Annotated in this window: 13 protein-coding genes and 2 pseudogenes; 6 read left to right on the forward strand and 9 right to left on the reverse strand. The window is 69.3% G+C overall.

The genetic code is table 11. From position 1 onward, the window contains the following. Window positions 1–144 precede the first annotated feature (144 nt). Together OG395_RS45370 and OG395_RS45375 are read right to left on the reverse strand one after the other, a co-directional pair. Entirely contained in the window at window positions 145–900 is a 756-nt protein-coding gene (locus OG395_RS45370) for an SDR family NAD(P)-dependent oxidoreductase (protein ID WP_327248133.1), read from the reverse strand. Window positions 901–1604: 704 nt separating this feature from the next. Next, a complete protein-coding gene (locus OG395_RS45375) occupies window positions 1605–5393 on the reverse strand; it encodes a S8 family peptidase (RefSeq protein ID WP_327248134.1) in 3789 nt (1262 codons plus the stop codon). 743 nt (window positions 5394–6136) lie between these two features. Between OG395_RS45375 and pip the strand changes: the two genes are divergently transcribed. Both pip and OG395_RS45385 read left to right on the forward strand, forming a co-directional pair. Next, window positions 6137–7099: a prolyl aminopeptidase gene (pip, locus tag OG395_RS45380; protein WP_327248135.1), complete on the forward strand. Its 963-nt coding sequence runs from the start codon at window positions 6137–6139 to the stop codon at window positions 7097–7099. A gap of 595 nt (window positions 7100–7694) precedes the next feature. Beyond that, window positions 7695–8075 (forward strand): tetratricopeptide repeat protein, encoded by a 381-nt coding sequence (locus OG395_RS45385; protein WP_327248136.1) that lies wholly within the window; start codon window positions 7695–7697, stop codon window positions 8073–8075. Window positions 8076–8479: 404 nt separating this feature from the next. Here OG395_RS45385 and OG395_RS45390 read toward each other — a convergent pair whose 3' ends face one another. Together OG395_RS45390 and OG395_RS45395 are read right to left on the reverse strand one after the other, a co-directional pair. Further along, window positions 8480–8887: a DUF2795 domain-containing protein gene (locus OG395_RS45390; protein WP_327248137.1), complete on the reverse strand. Its 408-nt coding sequence runs from the start codon at window positions 8885–8887 to the stop codon at window positions 8480–8482. A gap of 142 nt (window positions 8888–9029) precedes the next feature. Beyond that, window positions 9030–9278, reverse strand: a complete 249-nt coding sequence (locus OG395_RS45395; protein ID WP_327248138.1) for a hypothetical protein — start codon at window positions 9276–9278, stop codon at window positions 9030–9032. A 386-nt stretch (window positions 9279–9664) separates the two neighbouring features. Between OG395_RS45395 and OG395_RS45400 the strand changes: the two genes are divergently transcribed. Next, a complete protein-coding gene (locus tag OG395_RS45400; RefSeq protein WP_266989336.1) occupies window positions 9665–9796 on the forward strand; it encodes a hypothetical protein in 132 nt (43 codons plus the stop codon). A gap of 206 nt (window positions 9797–10002) precedes the next feature. Beyond that, window positions 10003–11079 (forward strand): glycerophosphodiester phosphodiesterase family protein, encoded by a 1077-nt coding sequence (locus OG395_RS45405; RefSeq protein ID WP_327248139.1) that lies wholly within the window; start codon window positions 10003–10005, stop codon window positions 11077–11079. Between the two features lie 495 nt (window positions 11080–11574). Here OG395_RS45405 and OG395_RS45410 read toward each other — a convergent pair whose 3' ends face one another. After that, window positions 11575–11931 carry a hypothetical protein gene (locus tag OG395_RS45410; protein WP_327248140.1) on the reverse strand — a complete coding sequence of 119 codons (357 nt, stop codon included), beginning with the start codon at window positions 11929–11931 and terminating at the stop codon, window positions 11575–11577. On the opposite strand from OG395_RS45410, the pseudogene OG395_RS45415 reads away from it, so the two are divergent. Next, window positions 11913–12017: pseudogene (locus OG395_RS45415) on the forward strand (DNA-binding response regulator); the annotation flags it as partial. The gene OG395_RS45410 and the pseudogene OG395_RS45415 sit on opposite strands and share 19 nt — an antisense overlap. 199 nt (window positions 12018–12216) lie before the next feature. On the opposite strand, the gene OG395_RS45420 reads toward OG395_RS45415, so the two are convergent. From OG395_RS45420 to OG395_RS45430, 3 genes and pseudogenes are all read right to left on the reverse strand, one after another. Then, the gene (locus OG395_RS45420) at window positions 12217–13236 is read right to left on the reverse strand and encodes an LLM class flavin-dependent oxidoreductase (protein ID WP_327248141.1); all 1020 of its coding nucleotides are present in this window, start codon (window positions 13234–13236) and stop codon (window positions 12217–12219) included. A gap of 253 nt (window positions 13237–13489) precedes the next feature. Beyond that, window positions 13490–13627 (reverse strand): annotated as a pseudogene (locus OG395_RS45425) (AraC family transcriptional regulator); the annotation flags it as partial. A gap of 15 nt (window positions 13628–13642) precedes the next feature. Next, window positions 13643–14209 carry an isochorismatase family protein gene (locus OG395_RS45430; RefSeq protein WP_327248142.1) on the reverse strand — a complete coding sequence of 189 codons (567 nt, stop codon included), beginning with the start codon at window positions 14207–14209 and terminating at the stop codon, window positions 13643–13645. Window positions 14210–14891: 682 nt separating this feature from the next. Here OG395_RS45430 and OG395_RS45435 point away from each other — a divergent pair. Further along, on the forward strand, window positions 14892–16007 hold the full coding sequence (locus OG395_RS45435) for a PP2C family protein-serine/threonine phosphatase (RefSeq protein ID WP_327248143.1): 1116 nt from the start codon (window positions 14892–14894) through the stop codon (window positions 16005–16007). A gap of 237 nt (window positions 16008–16244) precedes the next feature. On the opposite strand, the gene OG395_RS45440 is transcribed toward OG395_RS45435, so the two are convergent. After that, the gene (locus OG395_RS45440; RefSeq protein ID WP_327248144.1) at window positions 16245–17297 is read right to left on the reverse strand and encodes a PP2C family protein-serine/threonine phosphatase; all 1053 of its coding nucleotides are present in this window, start codon (window positions 17295–17297) and stop codon (window positions 16245–16247) included. Window positions 17298–17398: the final 101 nt, after the last annotated feature.

Raw genomic sequence — 17398 nt, forward strand, 5'->3', positions numbered from 1 at the left:
TCTTCCCTGATCGTGTCACCGCCATGCGCCCGCGCGTGCTGCGGGCGCTGCGGCCCGTGGTGCTGAGGTGACGGTGTGCCGGATGCGGTCCGGCCGTCGGTTGGACCGGGACGGTGTGGCCCCGTGGGCGGAGGACAGCGGGCGTCAGTACATGGACATCCCGCCGTTGACTGCGGCCGTGGTGCCTGTCATGAAGGCGTTGTCCTCGCCGGCGTAGAAGGCGACCGCTTGGGCGACGTCGGCAGGGTGTGCCAGGCGGCCCAGGGGGGTAGCGGCCACCTGCCGCCGCTTGTGCGCATCGTCGAGCACATCCGCCATGCGGGTGTCCTCCACCGGGCCGGGCGCGACAACGTTGACCGTGATGCCCCGCGGGCCCACTTCCTGGGCGACGTACCGGGCGAACTGCTCCAGTGCGGCCTTGGCCGTGCCCAGTGCGATCATGCCCTCCCGGGGCCGACGGCTGAGGCCGGTACCGAGGTAGACGATGCGTCCCCAGCCCTGTTCGGTCATGGCGGGCAGGACGGCTTTGGTGACCGCGAACGCCGCGCGCATTTCGGCGTCGAGCTTGCCGCCCAGTTCCTCCCACGTCATGTCCTGAAACGACTTGACCACATACGGGATGAGCGCGTTGTGCACGAGCACGTCGATGCCGCCCCATGCCGCCTGGACCTGCTCGACCATGCTCCCGATCGCCGCTGCCTCGCGCACGTCGGCCTGCACGGCCATGGCCTGGCCACCTGCGGCCTCGATGTCGGCAACGACGGCCTCGGCTGCCTTGCTGCTGCGGAGGTAGTTGACCACCACGCGCATCCCTCGCGCGGCCAGAAGACGCGCGGTGGCCGCACCGATTCCACTGCTGGCCCCTGTCACCAATGCCACCCTGCCGGTTGCCTCAGCCATGCCGCTCATCCCTCTGCGCCGACCGGCCCGATCGGTAGGTGTGGAGGGGGAAGACCTCCGCAAGACCGACGGCGTCACGTCCCGAGGGCCGGGAGCGAGTTTCGGGTTCCCCCATAAAGCTACAGATTACGGGCAGAACTCGCAGAATTGGCGAGTGATTGCGGGAATCTCACGCTCCCGTGGGACGCCTCGCACACGGGACAGCCCTTACCTGCTGGCTTGCCCCGGTCACGCTTGTAGTGGCCGCCCTGGAACCGATGCGTACTCCAGTTAGGTGGAAGAGCCCGACAGTCACCCCAACGGGCACTCCAAATCGGCTTCGGGAGGGCTCCGGAGACTCACCCGAATGAGACATCTCAATGTGTCTGGAGAACCGTCCCATGCTGGCTCGTACCATCAGCGCCTCAACGCGGCATGGGTGAACGGGGATTGGATTCCCTCTAACGGCCCGCGGGTTCCGCGCGTGTCCCCGGGGCGGGACGCGCCCGGAGATATCGGATGTGTCGGTCCGTTCATCGGATGCTGGAGGCCCGCGGGGTCGGCGTGACGCGCGGGCGCCGACGGCCGGCCGACGGGGCGTGAGGTGCCTGGGCGGGGCGTTGGGCGTAAGTGGGCCGGGACGGGGCACGGCGGGTGCCAGGGTTCACACTCCCCGGCACCGCCGCGGTTCAGCCCGATCGATCCGGGCTAGCGTTCCCGGCGACTCACGCGGTGCCGCGCTGCAGGTAGGCGCGGTCCACCGTCTGCCGGACGGTGTTACCGGCCGCGTCCTCCGCGGTCACGCGCAGCGTCACGTACGCGTCGCCGTGCACCGGAGTCGGCCGCTCCACGGTGGCGGTGAAGCCGCTGCCCTTGCGGGCCGTGGTGGCAGTGGCCCAGGTGCGCCCGTCGTCGTAGGACGTCTCGACCTTCAGCGTCACGCCGCGCGGCGCCGCCATGCCGTCCTGCATCCGGACGTCCAGGCCGAGAGTGTGCCTGCGCTGCGGGCCCACCGCGTTCCGGACGTCGACCGGCACGGTGTAGTCGACCTGAAGCATCGGCAGCAGGGCCGTGCGGGCTGCGGTGTCGGAGCGGAACGTCCACGACGTTCGCGTGCCGGTGCCGAAGCGCCAGTCGTCCGAGGTACGGGCGGTCGTCAGGTCCATCCTGTATTCGGCGTTGCCCGCGGGCACCTCGAAGTTGCCCCACGCGCCGTGGTCGGACTCGGCGATCCGCTTCCCGTTCCGGTACAGCGCCGCCGTGGCCGTGTCGCTCATCGCGGCCGCCGTGACGCCGGTGCCGACGCCGCCACCGAAGGGGTCGGCCTCCGCGAACGACCAGTGGCCGGTGCCGGAGTCGTTGAACTCCGGCACGTACACCGACAGGGTGTCGCCGTTGCGCACCGACGGCAGGTGCCCACCACGCGGGATCGACGGGCGGACCACCGCTCCGAACCACCGCTCCGTGGCGCGCTGGCCCGGCCGGTAGGTGCGCGGGTCGTCGTGCATGCCGGCCGCCAGCGGGAAGTCGGGGACGTCGATGACGTTGTGGTGCACGACGTGCTTCCACAGCGTGTCACCGCCGGTCACGTACTCGACGCGTTCCTGTCCCGCCGGAACGTAGCGCGTGTACTGGTTCCACGCGGTGTCCTGGTACGGCCGCCATCCGAAACGCTGCTCGCTCGCCCAGGACGAGGCACCGGTGCGGGTGTACGTGCTGCGGACCACGGCGCTCTCGCGCTCGGAGACGGTGTACACCAGCCGCTTGGGGACGGAGCCCTTGGACACCTGCATCACGTCGTACAGGTACGGGCTGCGGACCGTGCCGGAGAACTCCACCGTCGTGGTCCGTTCCTTGGCGCGCTCGAGCACCGCGGTGCCTTCCGCCGTGCCGGCACGCATGGTGGGCAGGGCCATCCGGTCACCGGTCGGGCTCCATCGCGTCCAGGGGTAGAAGCCGTCCTCCACGACCAGCATCAGTGCCTTGGCCCCGGCGTCCGCCGCGGCCTGCGCGAGCGCCCGGTCGTCGGAGAAGTCCCAGCGGACGACGGCCAGCTTGCCGCGTACGTGTGCGGCGCGAAGCTCGGCGCTCGTGCCCTTGCCGGCGTCCACGGCGGTCAGTCGTGCTCCCTTGTCGCTGAAGGGCGGGGAGTTGTTCACGTAATACGGGCTGAAGCCCAGCGATGTACCGGAGACTTTTGCCCGCAGCTGCGGGGCCACCATCTGCCAGCGTGAGGAGAACTCGAAGTCGCCGTCAGTGACCGCAGCGGTGGGGCTGACGTAGATCCGCTTGGCGATGTCGAAGAACATCACGCCCTGGATCAGGCCGTTGCCGTCGATCTTCCGGTACGTCTGGTAGCTGAGCACACCGCGCTGCTCGGCAGGACGGGGCGTGCGGATCTGCACCGGGGTGGTGTCGGCGGCGTTGAGCGTCACCGACATGTCCCTGGTGACCTTCACCTCCGGGTTGACCACCTCGCGCAGCTCCTGGCCGTCGGCCGCCCTGTCCAGCGTGCCGAAGCTGAGCTGGTAGGTGCCCTCCTCCACTTCGGCGACGGCCGGCTCCATGCTCGTGTAGTTCACGAAGCCGTCGGCGCCCCAGATCACCGGAGCGGCGCCCGCGATGACCTTGCCGTCGCGGTCGCGGGCGACCACGGTGAGCTTGTGCACCGGGGCGTGCACGTTCAGGGCCACAGTGGTGTGGGCGAGCACGGTGCCGTCGGCAGATGCGGCGGTGACGTAGCCGTAGTAGTTGCCGCGGACGGCGTTCGCCGCGTCGGTGTGCAGCGGTACTTCGGCCGTGGCGCCGGGGGCCAGCTGCACGGTGCGGGAGCCGAGGGTGACCGCGCCGTCGGCGAGGGCGCGCCCGGTGTCGGTGGCCAGGGTGGCGGCCAGGGAGAGCGTCACCGGCTTGTCGCCGATGTTGGTGTAGCGGACGGTGGCCGTCTGGCCCCGTGCGCCGCCGGCCTCAAGGGGCGTGAGGGTGACGCTGCCGGTGGCCGTGACAGGGCCCATGGCCGTGGCCAGGTCTATGCGGCCGCCGCCCTGCTCGGTCACCTTGGTGCCGGGCACCGTGTGGGAGGTGCTGATCAGGGCGTCCTTGAGCTGCTGGGCGCCCCAGTCGGGGTGCTGCTGGGCCAGCAGCGCGGCGGCACCGGCGACATGCGGGGTCGCCATCGAAGTGCCCGACGCGGAGGTGTAGTTGGCATCGACCGGGGTGCCCATGGTGGTGCCGGACGCGCGGGCGGCGACGATGCCGACCCCGGGTGCGGTCACGTCGGGCTTGACCGCCTTGTCCCCCTGCCGCGGGCCGCGGCTGGAGAAGGGGGCGAGGGAGTCGTCACGGTCGACGGCCCCGACGGTCAGCGCGGCGTCGGCCGCTCCCGGAGAACCGACGGTGGAGGGGCCCGGGCCCGCGTTGCCCGCGGCGACCACGAAGAGCGTGTCGGTGGACGCGGTCAAGGTGTTGACGGCCTGGCTCATCGGGTCGGTGCCATCGGTATCGGCGTCCGAACCGAGGCTCATGTTGACGACCTTGGCGTGCTCGGCGGCAGCCCACTCCATGCCATCGATGACGGAGGACTCCGAGCCGTAGCCGTCGTCGCCCAGCACCTTGCCGATCAGCAGGTCGGCGTGGGGCGCGACACCGCGCCGGGTGCCCGACGACGCGGCGCCCGTGCCGCCGACGATCGAGGCGACGTGCGTGCCGTGGCCGAAGTGATCGTCCGTGCTCGGGCTGCCGGAGAAGTCCTTCGCCTCCGCAATGCGACCGGCCAGGTCGGGGTGGCCCGCGTCGACACCGGTGTCCAGCACGGCCACCTTCACGCCCTGGCCCTCGTAGCCGGCCTTCCAAGCGGTGGGCGCGTTGATCTGCGCGGTACTGCGGTCCAGCACGGCCTTCACCTTGCCGTCCAGCGAGACCCGCGGAGCCACCGCGGCACGGGCGGCGTCCGACTTTCCGCCGGGGTTCAGCGTCTTCCAGAAGCGGCCCAGGTCGTCGTCGGCGACCCGCAGCGACCGCGCGTCGAGGCTCTCCAGCCTACGGGCGGGCGTCGCGGCCGCCTTGAACGCCACCAGCCGGTCAGCAGTGGCCGCGGCGGCCTTCGCCGCCTGCGAGCTGACCCTGGCCCCGACCCGTGACGGCTCCGAGGAGACGATCACCGGAAGCATGGAGGTGTGGGCCTCGTCGTAGCCATCGGCGATCAGGGCCGTCACGTTGAAGAGCCGACGGTCCAGTGTGCCGGCGGACACCAACGCCTCGGCGTCGAACGGCAGCACGGTCAGCGCCTTGTCGTCCCCCTCCAGCGTCCGGAAGGGGATGTGCTCGCGCCCGGGTCCGGGCTGCACCGACGCGGTGCGCCGTCCGCCGGGCAGCCATGTCACGGTCACCCGGTCACCGGTCACCAGCCGTACGGTCGCGGCCCGAGCTCCCGGCACGGCGGCGGGTCGAGTGGCGGTCCCGGTGGCAGCCGTCCGCGTCGCGGCGGCGGCCGGCAGGCCTCCGGCAACCAGCATCAATCCTGTCGATACAGCCGCCGTCAAGCGGATCCATCTCATCAGCGAAAGACCTTTCGTACAGCTGGGGGTCACAACCTGTTCGAAAGAATCGGCTGATGAAGCCGGACGTGTCACTGACCTCACGTGTCGCACCTGCGACATGTCCCAACAGCGACACGCCACGCCGGCCGTCCGCCGGCCGTTCGCCGTCGGCCCCACGGCACACGGCCCACGGCCAGGGACAGCTCTCGACGGGTCGTCCCAGGGCGATCGTCTCGGGCGCGGCGACGGGCATGACCGGCGCCGGCCGGGGTAGCCAACGGTGCTCGAACTCGACCTGCTCGACGGCGTCCTCGACGGAGTCAGGCAGCCCGGCCGTAGCCCGTCGGTTCAGGGGGGAGTGCTCGTGGAAGCGCCGGATGCGCTCGGTCAGGTACGGCGAAAGAGGAGGGGCGGACGCGTCCGCCCCTCGAACGGTTGCGTCAGCGAGGGTTCACCGGTGATCTCCGGGCTGCCGCTGAGCAGATCTTCGACGGCTGTTCCGACGACAGCTTCCGCCGGCCGTCGCCCGCGTCGCGGCGCAGTGCCCGGACACGGAGGTCGTGTACGGGATCGCTCCTTGAGGGTCACCGCCTGGCGGGCGCGACCTGACGATATGAATGCCGGCTGAACGACGGTCCGTCAGCTGACCTGCCGCGGCAGCCCCCGGGGAACCCTGTACGGTCGAGACCGACCATGTTGCCGTCGTAGGAGATCACTGCATGCCTGCCGCCTTCTCCTCGACCGCGGCCCGTGACCACGGAATGTTGGACGTGGGCGACGCCAACCTTGTGTACTGGGAGGAGCGCGGGAACCCGGACGGCAAGCCGGCGCTCATCGTGCACGGTGGCCCCGGCAGCGGGAGTCCGTCCGGAACCCCCAAGGCATTCGATCCGGAGCGCTACCGGATCATCCTGTTCGATCAGCGGGGCTGCGGACGCAGCACTCCGCACGCGAGCGATCCCGCCACAGACATGCGTCTCAACACCACAGAGCACCTGCTGCGCGACATGGAGCAGTTGCGCGCGTACCTGGGCGTTGAACGGTGGTTGGTCTTCGGCGGGTCGTGGGGGTCGACGCTGTCGGTCGCCTACGCGGAACGTCATCCGGAACGAGTGTCGGAGATGGTGCTGCCGGCGTTCTGGACGATGGGCCGGTCGGAGGTCGACTGGCTGTACCGCGGCGGGGTCGCGCGACTCTTCCCCGAGCAGTGGGAGCGGTTCAGGGACGGCGTGCCCGAGGGTGAGCGCGGCGATGACCTGGTCTCCGCCTATGGGAAGCTCCTGGACCACCCTGACCCGGGTGTGCGGGCACAGGCGGCCCTCGACTGGGCCGCCTGGGAGGACGCTGTCCTCTCCCTGGAGCCCAACGGCAAGCCGGCTCCTTACAGCGACCGGGCGTCGGACGCGCTGGTGGCGTTCGCGCGGATATGTGCCCATTACGCCGCCTATGACGGCTGGTTGGAGCACGGCGCGCTGCTGCGCGGCGCCGGGCGCCTGGCCGGGATCCCCGGCGTGATCATGCATGGCCGACACGATCTGAGCTGTCCGCTTGATACCGCCTGGGAATTCACCCGGGCCTGGCCGGGATCGGAACTGCTGGTCTTCGACGACGCCGGACACCAGGGCAGCGCCGCAATGAACGAGCAGGTGCGCCGCGTGCTGGAGAGATTTTCCGGGCGGTGACGGCAGAGCGCGCAGTCGAGCGGTGTCGGTGCTGGTCGCCCCACGGCAGGGGGACGATACCGAGATCGCACGACCCGTGTCTGACGTCGGCATCCTCCGTCCCGAAGCCGGATGAGCAACACGAGAGCCCGTGGACTTTCTGCAGGGTTCTCGACGACGCAAGAGCGTCCATATGGAAGGACGCTCCCCGTCGGGTGGCGCCTCGACGCGGTCGGCCGAGCGGCCGTCGAGGGTGGGAGCGGGGCCGGGCGGTACGTGACGGCCGGGCGTCGGGTGCAGGACCTGGTCGTCCCGAAGGGCGGCGGCCGCACCGACGGTTTCACCCCGCGAGCGGATGCATATCCAGCCCTTTGCCGCGCCGAGCCCGTCGTTCCCGCGCCCGTACCAGCCTCCGTAGGCCCACGGAGGGACGAATCGCTCGACGACGCCCCTTCCGCGTCTCCTTCTCGACGGCGGAACCCGCACGGGAATGATTCAAGCTTCAACGAAGTTTCAACGGTCGGGCGACGGGCTCATCGACTCCCCGCGTCTCGGAATACCTCAGGCAGCTGCCTGAACCGCTGAACGAATGCTCGCGCAGTGAACGGAGAACGTGATGGCCGGTATACAGGGAGTGAGCTGGGGCGAGCGGCGGCAATATGCGAGCCGCCTCTTCGAATCCCAGCGATACCGCGCGGCCTCCCGAGTTCTCACGGACCTGGTCGCCGCAGCGCCGCGCGACCTGGACCTGCGGATGCTCCTCGCCCGTTCGTACTACTACACGGCGCAGCTCTCCCTGGCCGAGGCGGAGCTGCGTCACGTCCTGCGTGACGAGCCCGCCCACGCCTCTGCCCACCTCGCTCTCGCCCGCGTCCTGGAGCGCCGGCACCGCTGCTCCGAGGCGGCTCCGCACATGAGGATTGCGGACACGATGACCGCACGCGATCTTCTTGCCCTCAGGCACCCCCACAGTGCATCCCCCCGACTGGCTGCTTGAGGCCGCTCCCGGCCGCCGGGTGTGCGTCGCCCGGGGGTGGCAGGCCGGTTGTGCGCCGCTCAAGGCGCGTGGAAGCACCCCGGGCGGTTGTCTCCTCCAGCGGCCGGTGGTCCGGCTGCGGGCCATCGTGCACAACGGCAGCCGGCTGCGCCTGGGGCCCATCGCGAGGTGGCCCGGCCGACGGGGTGGATCTGCAGGCGCGGGCACCCGGGGCCGGGAGCGGATCCTGGCCGGTCACGCACTGCGTGACGGGACCTGGCACGCGATGCAGGAACTGTCGCCGCCCCTTCGTGTGGCGTCATGCTGTGGCGCTCCAGCAGGATCGCCTCCTACGAGAAGATCGCATCGGCCGCGGAGGCACCTTCACGCGTGGACGGGGCCGACGATGCGATGATTCCGCGTAGTCAGGCGTGGGGCCGATGGCCCAGCGCCCGGACGATCTGCCCCGCGTTTTTGTAGCGCTCGTCCCCGGGCAGTTCACGCACCGCATCGACCAGAGTGTCCGGAGCATGCTCCTTCGACAAGGTCTGCACGAGTGACGAACGATTGCCCGGGAAGGCCGTGCGATTCAGGTGGCGCGCCAGATCGGACCTCAGGGCTTCGGCCGCCCTCTCGGCACGTATCCGGTCCCTTTCCTCGCCGGGCGGGGGCACGGGGCCACCCGCGTCCACGCGCACGTCGTCGTCGGCCGCCGGCTCGGGATCGTAGGTCTCCTCGGCATGGGTGAAGCGGCCGGACCTCAGATAGCCCTGCAGTTCGTGCTTCCTCGCATCGTCCTTGTGCGGACTGACCTGGTTGCTTCCTCGCTCCATGGTGGAACACCTTCTCTGTGTGCCGTGATGCTGCCGGACGGTCAGTCGACGGACAGGGCTTCGGGCAGGTCCCCAACGGCCGGATCGGGCAGCGCCCGGGCGGGCCGGGCCTGTGGTTCACGAGCGGCCGGTGGCCGCTTCCTCAACCATCGAGGTGTCGACACGCCAGCCGGCGCGCCTCACCGACCGCCTCTTCCGGACGGTCCACGGCGTGCTCCTGCACGCTGCTCCGGTCCTGCGTGTACTGCTGACGGGCAGTCGAGGCCAGCGGCTTCGGATCGAGGTCGTCGTGCCGTTCTTCGTGGGCGTGCAGATCGCGCTCTGCCGCCCCCTTGTACGGGCTCGGCGCCTCGTCGTCCGAGGGCTGGGATGGCTTCGGCTTCCTGGTCATGTCCTGACCTCGCTGTCCAGACTTCGTGCTCAGCGGCTTTCTGCACACCTTTCGAGGGTAGTCGAAATCACCCATCTGCGCGTATGGGGGCACTCGGGGTGCTTTGCGCCCCTTCCCCGTCGGCTGCCACCGGGTTGAGCCGCTGCCGCCCCTGGTCGGGAAGGGCCGCTTTCGTGGATCGGCCCGCCACCGGCGTGGTGGTTCTGAGATCACCGGCGGCTCTCGGCCGCTCCGGTTGCTGCCCATGAGGAACCCCACCCAGAAGTGGAACACGGCTTGACAGCCGAGAGGACCTCCTGGTCCGCAGAGGGTCCACAGGCCCCCGCCCATGGACGGTGGACACGAACCGACCCCGCCGTGGACGTCAGGTCGTAGGATGGTCGACCATGGGAGACGCTCCGCACGAGGTCAACGCATGGCGCCAGGGGCGCAACCCGCAGCGCCGGAAAGTCGGGGTGCTCGGCTGGGCCTTGCTGGTCCTGCTCGTCGTCGCGCTGTTCACCCTGGTGCCGCGCTGACTCAATGCGCCGCGACGAGGCCGGCCCAGCACACCGAGGCCCACCTCACCTGAGTCACGATCACGTGGGGCGTTTCGCTCCGGCGCCCTGTGAACAAACAACAGTTTCCCAGGCATTCACGATGCCCTCACGTCTGGGCTTCGTACGGGCTGGAACCGCGGCTTAGCGTCACAGGGACCAGTTCGTCCGATGTACATGAGGTTCACATGTCCCTCCGGCACGCAGTCGCCGCGCTGGCCGTCGTACCCGCGCTCGTGGTACCCGCGACGGCCCACGCGGCCACGGCTGACAACGGCCACGTCCCGCCCCAGCAGACCCACTTCGACCTCCAGGCCCACCGAGGCGGCATCGGCATGACCACCGAGGAGTCCCTGGAGGGCTTCGCCAAGGCCCTGCGCCTCGGAGTGACCACCTTGGAGTTGGACACCCAGATCACCAAGGACCAGAAGGTCGTCGTCAACCATGACCGGCAGGTCAGCGCCCAGAAGTGCAAGGACACCGGGCCGGTGACGCCGGGCGACCCGATGTACCCGTACGTCGGGAAGTACATCAAGGACCTGACGCTGGCCCAGATCAAGACCATGGACTGTGGCTACCAGCAGCTGCCCGGCTTCCCCGAGCAGGAGCAGATCAAGGGCTTCCGGATGGTGGAGCTCAAGGACGTCCTCAACCTCGTCAAGAGTTACAACGCCAAGCAGGTCAAGCTCAACATCGAGACCAAGGTCGAGGCGGGCGCGCCGGAGCAGACCGCGCCGCGCGAGCTGTTCGTCCGCCGCGTCCACGAGGAGATCCACCGCTCGGGGATCGAGCGGCAGGTCACCATCCAGTCCTTCGACTGGGGCGCGCTGAAGGAGATGCACAAGATCGCGCCGTCCTATCCGCTGGTGGCGCTGACCAACTACGACTTCCTTCAGGTCGGCAAGCCCGGAGCCTCCCCGTGGCTGGGCGGCATCGACGCCGACGACTACGACGGCGACTTCGTCAAGGCCGCTTCCGCTGTCCCTGGTGTCACCGCGCTCTCCCCCAATTACGGCTTCCCGCAGAACGGCACCGTCGCGGACCCGGACTTCCGCTTCTACCCCGACGAGAAGATGATCTCCGAGGCCCACGCCCGCGGCCTGAAGGTCATCCCGTGGACCTGTGACGACAAGGCCACGGTCGAGGCGCTGATGGACATGGGCGTCGACGGCATCATCACCAACTACCCCAACCACGTACGGGAGATCATGGCCGAGCGCGGCATGCGCCTGCCCAAGGCCTACCCCGCGCCGCACGATCACTGACGAGTGCCGGCACGCCACAGGCGCGTACGTCCCCGGAGCAGCGTTCGCTCCGGGGACGTACGCCGTTACGGCGGCGTGCGCCGTTACAGGGAGGTGGCGCCACTGCTCAGCACAGCGGGGTCACACGTTCCGCGCCGGGACCGCGCCCCGACAAGCCCAGTTTGCGGCAGGCGCGTCCAGGCAATGCCGGACCTCCCAGCCGGACCATTGCACGATGCCCCCGAGCCGCTGCACGAGCACGGTGGGGACGAGGTCGGCCACCGCCCGGTCATCCATGCGCAGTCCCTTGGCTCCGGCGCCTGCGGAGCGTTGCCGCCAGGCGCGTCTGGGTACTTTCCCGGGCAGGTCGTCGGCCCGGAATTGCTCGATCACCCGGTAGGCCGGGTGCTGAGGCCCGCCTCGGGCTTCGCCGGTCCCGGGCTGCGGCGCACGGACCACCGGCATCGGTGGCCCGCCCATCGACCTGTTGCGGCTGCCGCCTGCGTAGGGCCGGTCTCACACGTCCCGGCGCCGCACGAGAACCACAGCGACAATCACCGAGACCAGCGCCCAGGCCGCGAGCGCGATCCACGAGCCGGTGATCGTTCCTGGATACTTGCCCAGGTCGGTGTGGGAGTTCGGATTGAGACCCAGTCGGCCCGCGGCGTGGAGGGGCAGGTAGTTGCCGATCTCCTTGAGGAGCTTGTAGCGGTCGCCGCCGAACAGCAGGGGGACGATGAACAGCAGCCCCACGACTGCCACGATCGATGCCGTGGCGTGTCGCAGGACGGCGCCGAACGTCATCCCGATGAGCGCGCAGACCGGAGCGATCAGCGCATAGGCGATGACGGCCCGCCAAGTCGCACCTCGCACGGCTGTTCACCAAACTGGATGCACGCGACCGCGTCCACCTCGTCATTCTCGCCTACGAGTTCGGCCTGGTCTCGCCCTCACGATGAGGTCCCCCGCAGACGGCCGAGCCGGGGCAGCAGGGGATTCGGCGGTCTTCGACCTCTGGCCGTGGCACCCGCCGAGGCGACCCATGAGGAGGATGCCCCTCGGCCTCAGCTTCAGGAAACCGACTGGTCCCACGGCGCCCTCCTGAGTCCGGCCCGGTCACCGCTCGCTCCGGTGCCAGGGCCCTGTGCGTACCGGGCCTCAGGAGCCGGGCCGCCAGCCCAGGGCCGGCCCGAGAACGGTGGAGATGTCGGTGAGGATCTGGACGTAGTCGTCGTGGTCGAAGGTGAACGGCAGAGCGAACGCGACCTCGTCGACCTCCCGGAAGGCGGCGTCCGCGTAGAGCCTTTCGGCGATCTCGGCGGAGGGCCCGACGAGATCGGGCGCGAACATCATGCGCGCCGGTCCCTGCGGCTGGGCCGTACGCGGCAGTCGCGTGCGGGCGTACTCCTCGTACTTCGCGCGCTGCTCCGGCGAGGCGGAATCGGTCGGAATGACGACGAGCCCCTGCGAAACCCGGGCGCGGTCGCCGTCGGGGTGATGGGCGCGGAACGTCCGGATGTGCGAGAGCTGGATCTCGCCGAAGTCCTCGGACTTCTCCGCCTTCACGACGCTGCTGGTGAGGAAGTTCATGCCGTGCGCACCCGCCCACTCGGCCGACCGCAGGCTGGCGCCGCCGTACCACATACGGCTGCCCAGGCCGGCGGACTGAGGCTGGACGCGGTCGGAGAACACCTCGAAGCCCTCGACGCCGCTGAAGTCGGTCGCGGGTGCGCCGCGCACGAAGTCCAGCAGCCGCCGGACCCGCTCGTAGCTGAAGTCCTCGGCATCGGCGGTGTCGGGGTAGAGCGCCCCCTGCACCTTGGCGAAGTGCATCGGCGGGCCCACGCTGACCCCCGGATTGAGGCGGCCCCCGGACAGGATGTCGACCGTCGCCAGATCCTCGGCCAGACGCAGGGGGTTCTCCCAGCCCAGCGGAATGACCGCGGTGCCCAGCTGGATGCGACTGGTGCGCTGGGAGGCCGCTGCCAGCAGGGCGACGGGGGAGGAGATGCCGTACTGCAGATGCCGGTGCCGCACCCACGCACTGTCGAAGCCCAGCCGCTCACCCAGCTCGATGATCTGCAGCGTCGACTCGTGGCCGCGACGGGGCTCAGCGGCGTCGAACAACCCGATGGTCAGGAACCCCAACTTCCGCAACGGTTCGGAGATCGGCGGCACAGGGTTCCTCCATCGTCCACGGCAGGTGTGAATCACCCACGCGTACGAGAACGCCGGTGCGGGAACGGGAATTCCGAGTCGGGCGGCGTCTTGGCCATTCCCGTGCGAACTCGGTGCGACCGGCCCGGCAGCCACGCATGTACGTGGCCGCGGCCGACGGTCGGGGGACCCGGTCCTGCCGGTTGCCGCTGCGGTGCGCGCGGCGATCACTTCTTCCAGGGCATCTTCAGCCGGTCCGGCAGCGGCGCCGCCCACCCTGTGGCTCCTGGCCCGACAACCTCTCCAGACGCTCCAGGGGCTGCGGTTCGATCCCGCGGACGAAGTCGATGATCGCCGGGTTCGGCCCCGCGTGCGCCAGTGGCACTCGGGCCTTGAGGCCGGCGACGGTGAAGGCCGACGCCTCGACTCAGGCGCTGGACTTCACAGCGAAATCGACGTCTGCGGTGTTGACCGTGCCCGCGGTCCGGCCGGGAGCCGTGTGGTATTTCCAGTACAGGTTCGTGTGGGCGATGACTTTGTCGGGTGTCGGCGCTCCGTACTGCGACAAGTCTTCCGTGGTGTGGGCGTCGCCGACCAGTGTCGCGTCGTAGCCGCGGGTGATCGCGCCGTGGAGCGTCGAGCGGATGCACTCGTCGGTCTGCGCGCCGGCGACGAAGAGCCGGCTGATGCCGCGCGTGGCGAGTACCGACTCCAAGTCGGTCTCTTCGAAGGAGTCGGCGTACGCCTTCTGCACCAGGGGCTCGGAATCGCGCCGCACGAGTTCGGGCACGTACTGCCAGCTCTCGCTGTCCCGGGGCAGCTCGTCGCTGTTGTGCTGCACCCAGACAACGTCGATGCCGGCGTCGCGCGCTTTGTCCACCAGGGTGCCGATGTTGGCAACGACGCCGTCCCGGGCGTACGCCTCGCCCACGACGCCGTTCTGCACGTCTATGACGAGCAGGGCGGTGTTCGGCCGGTTGACGAGCGTGCTCACGGTGCCTCCCGGCACATGGGGATCAAGGTCTCGACGATGCTATGCCAGTTCGGACGTGTAGCCGGGGTGTTGCCGAACTTCAGTGGCAAACGGCCAAGGATTCCTCTCGGGGTGGACTGCGCCGAGGGTGCGGCGGACGTCGACCGCGCAGCGGCGGAGGCACTGCAGGTCGGGACGGGAAGCCGCCCCCATGTGCACACCGGGGGTGGGTATACGGCAACACCGACGGGGTCGTCGTGGAGGGTGCCAGGTCTTCAGCTGGTCGGGCACCGCCGTGCGCTGTCTGCCGGCCTGTGGCGGCGGTATCGCGATCGGCGCCGCCTGCGCCGCCGTCGTGGTGGCGCTTCGCAGACGGTTGCACGACCCGCGCGGTGCAGAGTTCCCGCGCGGCGCAGAGTTTGGGTGGCACCCTGGGTGAGCGCGACGGCGCAGGGAGTCAGAGCGTCAGAAGAGCGTGCCGCGCCTTCGGAGTGGGGCCGAACCCTTCGCAGCCATTTCCGTCCGGCAAGCTGATCTGCGGTCCTTCACATGGGCGTCGTGGGCGCTGCGTTTGTCACGGGCGGACCGCGAAGGGATGCGGTATCCCTGAAGTGTGGATTCCCGGAGCAGTCACTTGGCACTGCACCGGCACGGACCGTACTCGAAGGCACTGCTGGCCGTGCCGTTCGGTCTGGTTGGCCTGGTGACCGTCGTCGACGCCCTGGTACCGCCTGAGGTCCACCTCGGTCCGTTCCTCGTCGCGGCGCCGGCCGTGACGGCCTCGTTCGCAGGTCTCCGCATGACTGCTTTCGTCGGTGCGGTTGCCGTACTTGCACAGGCGCTGGTAGCTGTCATGCGCACCAGCTTCAACGACCTCAATCACACCTACCAGATCATCGCGCTCTTCCTGATCTCGGCGTTCGCCGCCTTCCTCGCCGGTCTGAGGGAGCGAAACGATCAGCGGCTCAATCAGCTGCGCTCGGTCGCTGAAGCCACCCAGCACGTGGTGATGCGCCCCCTGCCCGTACGGAGCGGTCCCTTGCACATTGCCACGGTCTACCTGGCGGCAGAGGACGAGGCGCAGCTGGGCGGCGACCTGTATGCGCAGGCACGCGCCGGCGACGGAACCCGGATGATCGTCGGAGATGTGCGAGGCAAGGGCCTCGATGCCATCGGCGAGGCTGCCGATGTGCTTGGTGCTTTTCGTGCACTGGCCCACAAGGACACCGAGTTGTCCGAACTGGTGGCTCTTCTGGACACGGGTGTGGCAGCCAATACGGCTGACGCACACCAGGAGCGAGCAGAGACTGCTGACGGGTCGGAGACGTTTGTCACCGCAGTGGTGATCGAAATCCCTGACGCATCTCGCGAGATCCACCTGATCAGTTGCGGACATCCGCCGCCTCTTCTGCTGCGTGGCGACCTGGTGAATCCGCTGGAGGCACGAGATCCTTCGCCGCCTCTGGGACTCGGCAATCTGCTGGCCGGGACCTCCACGACCGACACGTTCACCTTCGATGTCGGTGACGTCCTGCTCCTGTACACCGATGGTGTCATCGAAGCCCGTGACCCTTCAGGAGTCTTCTACTCCTTGCCGCAAGCGGTCTCCGCCTGCCTCTCCAAGAATCCGGAATCCTTGCTGGCGCACCTGAAGGTCGATCTTCAGCGTCATGCAGGCGGTCACCTGAGCGACGATGCGGCCATGGTCGCCATCGAACGCCTGGACGTGACGGCCGCGCCCGAGGCCGTGAGGCGCCGCCCTGACGACAGACAGCGACCGGATCAGATATCTCCGGGGTGGACGGACTTCGATCACTGAGTCTTTTCCGACCGAGGTTTTTCGTAGGCGAGTGGAATCGCTGCACAACATGACGAAGCTCCTGGTGGACGGGTTCTCGACCAAGATCACCCATATCTGTCGGCGGCTTCGTGTGCCGACTGGACCGCAGCACGAGTGTGGGCCGAACTCCACCGCGTCCGCTCCACCCGCGCCCAGGTCGCCCATGACCCCGGGGCCGCTCTCGCCCACAGGGGCCGCCACTGCGGCAGGTGCCCGCTAAGCGGGGTGACCGATGTCTTCGGTGGCGGGGGTTCTCGGGCGGCGTACGGCGAGGGCCGAGATGTCGTCGTTGAGGTTTCCGTTGCTGTACCGGAGGAGATCCCCGTGAAGCCGGTCGATCAACTCGCGGGGCGTGTCCGGGCTTTGCCGCCGCATCCAGTCAGGCAGCGGGAAGAACTCGCCGGTACGGTCCCGGGTCTCCGTGACACCGTCGGTGTAGAGCAGCAGTTGGTCGCCCGGGGCGAAGGCGACGGTTTCGATGGTGTAGTCGTCTCCGAGAAGCGCCGCGAGGTTGAGGGGCGGCGAGGGGACGGAGGGGTCCAGGACGCGGATCTCCCCGTGGTGCATGAGCAGCGGCGGGGGGTGCCCGCAGTTGAGGAGTCTGACGTGGCCGGCGCCGTGCGGGATCTCGGCGAGCAGGGCGGTGGCGAAGCGCTCCGGCAGGTCCTGGGCGGGATGCGCGGCGCTGTGGCGGGCGGTGCTGGTCTCCAGGCGGTGGATGATGCCTCTCAGGTCGGGCTCGTCGTATGCGGCCTCCCTGAAGCTGTTGACCACCGCTGAGGCTGCCCCTACCGCGGACAGGCCCTTGCCGCGTACGTCGCCGATGAGCAGCCGGACCCCGTACCGTGTGTCGGCCGCCTCGTAGAAGTCGCCGCCGATCCTGGCCTGCGCCTGGGCCGCCAGATAGAGCGACTCGATGTCGACGCCTCCGATGCTGCGTGGCAGGGGTCGCAGCAACACCTTCTGCGCTGTGTCGGCGACGATGCGAATGTGGAAGAGTGCCTCCTCCCGCTGGATTCTGATGTGGCTCGAGTATGCGGCCGCCGCGGTGACCGCGACGATCGCAGCCCCTGTGTATGCCATCCCCAGGTCGGCGTAGATGAGGCTGAGACCGATCATGATCACTAGGCAGAGCGCTCCCAGCAGGGCAGTGGGGAGCACGGGCCAGATGGACGCGGCGAGGGCGGGGGCGGCGGGCAGCAGGCGGCTGAAGGCGACCTCTCTCGGTGTGGCGAACGCCAGGCCGGCGATGAAGGCAGTCAGGATCACAGGCGACAGCAGCGCAGATTCCCACGGGCCGCGGTAGCGAGGAGGCCGGCGTCGCAGCCGTTGGAACGTGATCACAAAACGCAGCATATCCGGGCAAACTG

This window comes from Streptomyces sp. NBC_01320, from assembly GCF_035974375.1.
In the GTDB taxonomy this organism is placed as follows: Bacteria; Actinomycetota; Actinomycetes; order Streptomycetales; family Streptomycetaceae; genus Streptomyces; species Streptomyces yanii.